Annotated in this window: 7 protein-coding genes; 3 read left to right on the top strand and 4 right to left on the bottom strand. The window is 73.8% G+C overall.

What is annotated here, in order from left to right; genetic code table 11:
* Positions 1 to 70: 70 nt before the first annotated feature.
* Positions 71 to 778 carry a response regulator gene (locus tag GSF22_RS28435; RefSeq protein ID WP_208816859.1) on the bottom strand — a complete coding sequence of 236 codons (708 nt, stop codon included), beginning with the start codon at positions 776 to 778 and terminating at the stop codon, positions 71 to 73.
* A complete protein-coding gene (locus tag GSF22_RS35870) occupies positions 775 to 2,130 on the bottom strand; it encodes a sensor histidine kinase (protein WP_208816852.1) in 1,356 nt (451 codons plus the stop codon). Before GSF22_RS35870 ends, GSF22_RS28435 begins: the two co-directional genes overlap by 4 nt.
* 224 nt (positions 2,131 to 2,354) lie before the next feature.
* Here GSF22_RS35870 and GSF22_RS28425 point away from each other — a divergent pair, with 224 nt between their 5' ends.
* The gene (locus tag GSF22_RS28425) at positions 2,355 to 2,894 is read left to right on the top strand and encodes a hypothetical protein (protein ID WP_208816850.1); all 540 of its coding nucleotides are present in this window, start codon (positions 2,355 to 2,357) and stop codon (positions 2,892 to 2,894) included.
* 203 nt (positions 2,895 to 3,097) lie between these two features.
* The gene (locus GSF22_RS28420; RefSeq protein WP_208816848.1) at positions 3,098 to 3,508 is read left to right on the top strand and encodes a hypothetical protein; all 411 of its coding nucleotides are present in this window, start codon (positions 3,098 to 3,100) and stop codon (positions 3,506 to 3,508) included.
* Between the two features lie 71 nt (positions 3,509 to 3,579).
* Here GSF22_RS28420 and GSF22_RS28415 read toward each other — a convergent pair whose 3' ends face one another.
* Positions 3,580 to 4,224 carry a hypothetical protein gene (locus GSF22_RS28415; RefSeq protein ID WP_208816846.1) on the bottom strand — a complete coding sequence of 215 codons (645 nt, stop codon included), beginning with the start codon at positions 4,222 to 4,224 and terminating at the stop codon, positions 3,580 to 3,582.
* Positions 4,225 to 4,452: 228 nt separating this feature from the next.
* Here GSF22_RS28415 and GSF22_RS28410 point away from each other — a divergent pair, with 228 nt between their 5' ends.
* Complete coding sequence (locus GSF22_RS28410; protein WP_208816844.1) at positions 4,453 to 5,091, top strand: copper resistance CopC family protein; 639 nt, start codon at positions 4,453 to 4,455, stop codon at positions 5,089 to 5,091.
* An 88-nt stretch (positions 5,092 to 5,179) separates the two neighbouring features.
* Here the strand turns inward: GSF22_RS28410 and gltX are convergent, their stop codons facing one another.
* Positions 5,180 to 6,589, bottom strand: a complete 1,410-nt coding sequence (gene gltX / locus GSF22_RS28405) for a glutamate--tRNA ligase (protein ID WP_307804402.1) — start codon at positions 6,587 to 6,589, stop codon at positions 5,180 to 5,182.
* Positions 6,590 to 6,796 lie beyond the last annotated feature (207 nt).

The raw sequence follows: 6,796 nt of genomic DNA, 5'->3' as shown, positions 1-6,796 counted from the left end.
CCCCCACCCCGTCACGTTGATCATGAAGTTGTCGGCGTTTTCGCTCGCTTGACGGGCAACAACTTCATGATCAACGCAGGCGGCCGGAGCCGGAGCCGGAGCCGGGGCCGGGATCGGCATCGGTGGGGGAGAGTCGTAGCTCCCGGGCCAGGATCGCCGCCTGCACCCGGCTGCGTAGGCCCAGTTTGCCCAGGATCCGACTGACGTGCGTCTTGGTGGTGCTCTCCGCCATCGTCAGCCGGTCGGCGATCTGCTGGTTGGACAATCCCAGACCGAGGCAGGCCAGCACGTCCCGTTCCCGGGGGGTCAGCTCCCCGACCGCCGCCCGGACCGTCGCCGGCGGCGCCGGTGCCGTACCGGCGAACGCGGTGATCAGTCGCCGGGTCACCGCCGGTGCGATGATCCCCTCGCCCCGGGCCACCGTCCGGACCGCCGACACCAGCCCCGCCGCGTCGGTGTCCTTGAGCAGGAAACCGGCGGCCCCGGCCCGGAGCGCGCCGAAGACGTACTCGTCGAGGTCGAAGGTGGTCAGCACGAGCACGTCGGCCGAGGCGTCGGCGACGATCTTCCGGGTCGCGGTGATCCCGTCCATCCGGGGCATCCGTACGTCGAGCAGGGCCACGTCGGGACGTAGTTCCCGGCAGAGCCGGACCGCCTCCTCGCCGTCACCGGCCTCGGCCACCACCGCCACGCCCGGCGCCGCGCCCAGGATCAGCACCAGGCCGGCGCGGACCGCCTCCTGGTCGTCCGCCACCAGCACCCGGACCGGCCCGGTCACGACCCACCGCCCGGCCCGGTCGCCCCGGTCGGCAGGTCGGCCCGTACCCGCCACCGGTCGCCGGCCCGGCCGGCCTCGAACCGGCCACCGAGCAGCACCGCCCGTTCCCGCATCCCGATCAACCCGGCGCCCGGGCCGGTCAGCCCGGCCCTGCCACCGGCCGGGTCCGCACCGGTCGGGGCGGCGCCCTCCGGTACCGGGTTCTCCACCAGTACCACCACCCGGTCCGGTCGCTGCTCCACGGTCAGCACCGCCTCCCCGGACCCGTGCTTGAGCGCGTTGGTGAGCGACTCCTGCACGATCCGGTACGCGGCGAGGTCCACGTTGACCGGCAACGGCCCGGCCGCCCCGCGGGCCCGTACCCGTACCGCCAAGCCGGTGGCGCGCATCCGGTCGACCAGCCGGTCCACCTCGGCCAGCCGTACCCGGGTCGCCCCGGCGGCCGGACCGTCGGGCTCCCCGACCGCTCCGACGTCCGTCCCGGCCGCCCCGGGCACCCTGACGTCCGTCCCGACCGCCCCGACGTCCGTTGCCGGTTCGCGGAGCAGCCCGATCATCTGCCGCATCTCGGCCAGTCCCTGCACGCTGTTCTCCCGGATCACCCGCAGGGCCTGCTCCACCTGGCCCCGGTCCAGTCCCGGTACGGAGAGCACAGCGGTGGCGTGGATCGCCACCGCGCTCAGGTGGTTCGCCACCACGTCGTGCAGTTCGCGGGCCATCCGGGCCCGCTCGGCGCCGACCGCCTGCCGGCGGTCCAGTTCGGCCAGCCGGGCGGCCTGCTCGGCCCGGTCCCGCTCGATGGCGGCGCGGTCCCGTTCGGCGGCCGCGCGGTCGCGTTCGGCAGCTGCGCGATCGCGTTCGGCGGTGACCCGGTCGCGTTCGGCGGCGGACTGGTCCCGGTGCTGCCGGACACTGACCCCGGTGAGCACCGGCAACACGCCCACCAGCACCACCGGTATCCCGACCGCGATTCCCCGCCAGTGTCCGAACCCGACCACCCCGGCGAGGGCGCCCAGCACACTCAGCCCCACGGTCACCCGCAGCAGCCAGCGCCACAGCCGGGGCGGTCCGTACACGCAGGCGTCGTAGAGCACCTGGGTGTAGACCAGCAGGGTGCCGAGCGACCCGCCCAGCAGGACGTCGCCCAGCACCGCCGTACTGCCCAGGGCCAGGCTGGACCGGGGTGCCACCCGCCGCAGCCCCACCGCCACGCAGACGGCGGCCAGGGTCAGCAGGAACAGTCGCGGGGGCAACCCCGGGTGCGGGGTGACCTGGGGCTGCGTACCGATGCCGTAGAGGACCAGACCACCGGCGAGCGAGCCGGCGGCCAGCAGCAGATCGACGCGGCCCACCCTGCCGACCGGCGTCCGGCTTGTCCCCATGGCCCGATCCCACCACACCGGGACCGGCGTGGACTCCGACCTGAGGGGGAGCGGACCGGCGGCCGGCTCCGCCGAAGGGAGGACCGGGACGGCGGGTCCATCCTTCGGTGTACCCGGATCTCGGCATCCGTGCGGACGGCACGCGGCCCGGTGGGCGGCAGGCTGGGACGACGGACGGGGGAGGGGTACAGACCATGCTGCTGGCGCTCATCGCGGCCTGCGAGATCGGGTTCTGGGTACTGCTCGGTGCCGGGCTGGTGGCGCGCTACCCGCTGCGCCGGCCCCGGCTCGGCGCCGTACTGCTGATCGGGGTGCCCCTGGTCGACCTGGTGCTCCTCGTGGCGACCGTCGTCGACCTGCGGCGGGGCGCGACCGCCACCTTCGCGCACGGCCTGGCCGCCGCCTACCTCGGCTTCTCGGTGGCCTTCGGTCACTCCATGGTCAGCTGGGCCGACCAGCGGTTCGCCCACCGCTTCGCCGGAGGCCCACCACCGGTACGGCCACCCCGGGCTGGCTGGGCGCGGACCCGGTACGAGTGGCGGGAGTGGGGCAAGGGCGTCGTCGGCTGGGCGGTGGCCTGCGGTCTGCTCGGGGCCGGCATCCTGCTGGTGGACGATCCCGTCCGGTCGGCGGAACTGCAGGCGTGGGTCCTCCGGCTCACCGCCGCCATCGTGATCTGGCTGGTGATCTTCCCGCTCTGGGAGACGATCTTCCCGCGTCGCAGCCGGCGCTGACATCGACCGCCACCCTCCGGTCGGACCGGTACGCGCCGTCAGGGCCGTCGGTGGCGGCCAGTACGGTGACAGGGCCCGGACACGGCGGTGGGTACACCCGCGTCTGCGTCTCCGGGCACACGCGTCAGGTGGAACAGCCCGTCGGCGCGTACGCCGGCAGGCGACCGCCCCGCCGGCACGGCGACTTGTGTGAGGAGACCGGGATGGCGCACGGGGAGGCCGAGCACGGCTGCGCCCAGGGGGAGCCCTGCCGGCTGGGTCATCACGAGCAGCATCCGGCCCTCCGGTCCCCGCGCCGGGGCTGTGCCGGCGGCACCCACGAGGTCAACGGGCGTTGCGCCCCGGCACGGCCCACCGTCACCGGGGACCTGCCGGCGGAGCGGGTACGCCCGAACGGGCCGGGCGACCCGTCACCGGACCGGGTCGAGGAGGAACCGGTCGTACCCCGGCAGCGGGTCGAGGAGCCGGAGCCGGGCCGCCAGCCGCAGGCGGACCAACCGCAGGCGGGCTGCCGTTCCGAGTTGCGCGGCTGGGCCGGTGCCCACCGGCACGGCCGGGTACGCCCCGGCTCGCGGCGGGTCCGCCGGGAACGCCCGCCGCACCGCTGGTGCTGAGCGGGCCGACGTCCGCGCCGCGCCGACCGGCACCCGCCGTGGTGTGACCGACGCTGCCCCGGCGGGGGCGGTCAGCGGGTACGGCGCCGGACCAGCAGGGCGATCCCGGCCAGCCCGGCCGTGATGACCACGATGACACCCGCGTTGAGCAGCAGCAGCCGCTGAAGATCGCCGAAGAGCCGGTCCAGGTCCTGGCCCGGGTCCAGCGTCTCGTCATCCGTGGCGATCCGCTCACCACCGCCGATCCCACCGGTGACCGCGCCGGCCTTCTCCGCCAGGGGCACGCCCACCGCCCGCAGCACCTCGGCCATGTTGAGCCGGCCGAGGAACCAGCCGGCGGCGACCCGGCGCAGGTCCGGCTGCTTGGCCGGACGGTAGGCGCGGGGCCCGCCCTTGGCCAGCGGGAAGAGGTCGTACGTCTCCTTCGCCACGTCCCCGGCGAAGACCAGGACGGTGTACTTCGGGCCGAGATCCTCCACCGGGAGAGCCCGGCTCGGGGTGGCCCGGCCCAGCCAGTTCACCTGCTCGATCACGGCGGACACCCGGTCCGGATCGGTCTCGGCGCGCAGTCGCAGCGGCTCGGCCAGGCCGTCGCCGGCGATCGACACCCCGGCGGGCACCTTCGGTGCGGCCTGTGCGGCAGCACCGACGGGCAGCAGCGCGCCCAGCAGCAGTCCGACGACCACCGCGAGTCGGCGACCCACCTTCCGGACCATCGCCAACCTCCTCGCCCCGTTGAATGGATGGCTCTGCCGCAGTCGCGCTGGTTGGCTGGAAGAACCGCCGGCCCGCTGTGTTCCGGGCAGGTGGCCTACCTCAAAGACTCCGCAGAACGCCGCCCGGTTGCATCTCTCCGGGCAGAATTTTGGAACTATCTGCGATCCCGGGTCGACTAACGACGGTCCGATGATCGGCGGACGAATCGTATCTTCGCGGAGGTGGGCATGGGGGGCAGGGTCGCCCGTTTCGTACCGGGCTGGTGGGCGGTGGCCGTTCTGATGGCCGGTGTACTGCTCATCCCGGCTGCTCCGGCGGCCGCACACAACTCGCTGACCGGCAGCGACCCGGCCAACGGCGCCCGGTTGGCCGACCCGCCGACCCGGATCCGGCTCAGTTTCCTCGCCCGGCTCGACCCGGGTACGACGAAGATCACAATCACCGGTCCGGACAACGTGCCGGCCTCCGGCGGTGCGCCCACCATCAGCGGGTCGAAGGTGACGGTGCCGTTCCGGGCCGGCGCCGCCGGGCTCTACGTCGTGGCGTACCAGGTGGCCTCGTCGGACGGCCACCCGATCAAGGGGGAGGTGCGGTTCACCCTCACCCGGGGCACCCCGGCGGCACCGCCGTCCGCCACGCCGACTGCCGCCCCCTCCGCCGTACCGGGCGGGCCGACGGCGGGACAGCCCACCGCCACCCCGTCCGGCGCGCCGGCCCCGTCGAGCACTGTGGCCGTACCCGGATCGCCCGCCGCGGACACCGACTCGGACGGCGGCGCGCCCTGGTGGCCGTGGGCCCTCGGCGCCGCGCTGCTGCTCGCCGCACTGGCCGGAGCGATCGTGCTCACCCGCCGCCGAAAGGTGTAAGGAAGGGCCCCCTGTTAACGCATTCGGTAGAGGAAGGGCCCCTTGTTAACGGGTGCGGCCCGGCAACGAGGCAGGCCGGGGCCGGGCGTCAGGGCAGCCGGATCCGGGCGGCCCGCAGCCGGGCCAGGGACCGCTCCCGGCCGAGCACCGCTAACGACTCGAACAGCGGCAGGCCGACGGACCGCCCGGTGACCGCGACCCGGACCGGTGCCTGGGCCTTGCCGAGCTTCAGCCCCCGCTCGGCGCCGACCGCCTCCAGGGCCGACTTCAGCGTCTCCGCGTCCCAGCCGGCGAGTGCCTCGAAAGCGGCGACGGCGGCGTCCAGCAGTTCGCCGGACCCCTCCTTCATGGTCTTCGCCCAGGCCGCCTCGTCGATCAGCGGGGACGCCACGAAGAGGAAGTCGACGTTCGGCACGATCTCGCTGAGTACCGTGATCCGGGTCTGCGCCAGCGGCGCCACCGCGGCGAACGCGTCCGGGTCGAACTCCGCCGGCTGCCACGGCGGCGGCGGAATGGTCGCCGTCCCGGTCAGCCACGGGCGGCAGGCGGCGACGAACTCCGCGACCGGCAGCGCCCGGAGGTACTCGCCGTTGAACGCGCGCAGCTTCCGCTCGTCGAAGAAGGCCGGCGAGGGGTTGACCTCCGCCAACCGGAACTCCGACTCGATCACCGACCAGGGCACGATCTCGCGGTCCCCGGAGGGGGCCCAGCCGAGCAGCATCAGGTAGTTGCGCATCGCCGAGGGCAGGTAGCCCTCGTCCCGGTACGCCTCCAGCGCGACCTTGTCCCGCCGCTTGGAGAGCTTCTGCCGTTTCTCGTTCACCACCACCGGTACGTGCGCCCAGACCGGCGGGCGGACACCGAGCGCCTCCCAGAGCAGCTGCTGCTTCGGCGTGTTGGGCAGGTGCTCCTCGGCCCGGATGACGTGGGTGATCCCCATGACCTGGTCGTCGACCACGTTGGCGAGCAGGAAGACCGGGGAACCGTCCCCCCGGGCGATCACGAAGTCCTCGATCAGCCGGTTCTCGAAGGTCGGTTCACCCCGGATCAGGTCGACCACGACCGTCTCGCCCTCGTCCGGGGTGCGGAAGCGCAGCGCCCGGCCCGCGCCGGCCGGGAGGTTGCGGTCGCGGCAGAAGCCGTCATAACCGGCGTACGTCGAGCCGGTCCGCGCCTGGACGGCCTCCCGGGTGCAGTCGCAGTAGTACGCCCGGCCCGTGTCGTACAGCCGTTGGGCCGCCGCCCGGTGCTCCCCGGCGTTGGCCGACTGGAAGTACGGCCCCTCGTAACTGCCGCGCGTGATGCCGAGCCAGTCCAGCGCGGAGAGGATCCCCTCGGTCCACTCCGGCCGGTTCCGGGCCGCGTCGGTGTCCTCGATGCGCAGGACGAACACCCCGCCGTGCTGCTTCGCGTAGATCCAGTTCTGGAGCGCCGAACGGGCGCCGCCGACGTGGAACATTCCGGTCGGGGAAGGGGCGAAGCGCACACGTACCGTCACCGCCCCAGCGTACGGCCGGCGGGCGTGGGCGGTGCGCGGTCGTACCGACTCGGCCCTGGCCCGCGCACCGGAGCGCAGGTGTTATTGACCCGTAGGGCAAATATGCCGTGGTCATCCGGCGGCGTAGCGGACTTCAGGCTTACCGAAGAAGGCTTTCACCGTGGCTGGCTGGTTCTGCCGACGACGCAGGTGCCGGCTGGCCGCGGC

This window comes from Micromonospora echinofusca (assembly GCF_017614955.1).
Classification (GTDB): domain Bacteria; phylum Actinomycetota; class Actinomycetes; order Mycobacteriales; family Micromonosporaceae; genus Micromonospora; species Micromonospora echinofusca_A.
The sequence above is the reverse complement of the archived record's forward strand: the minus strand, read 5'-3'. Positions and strand labels throughout refer to the sequence as shown.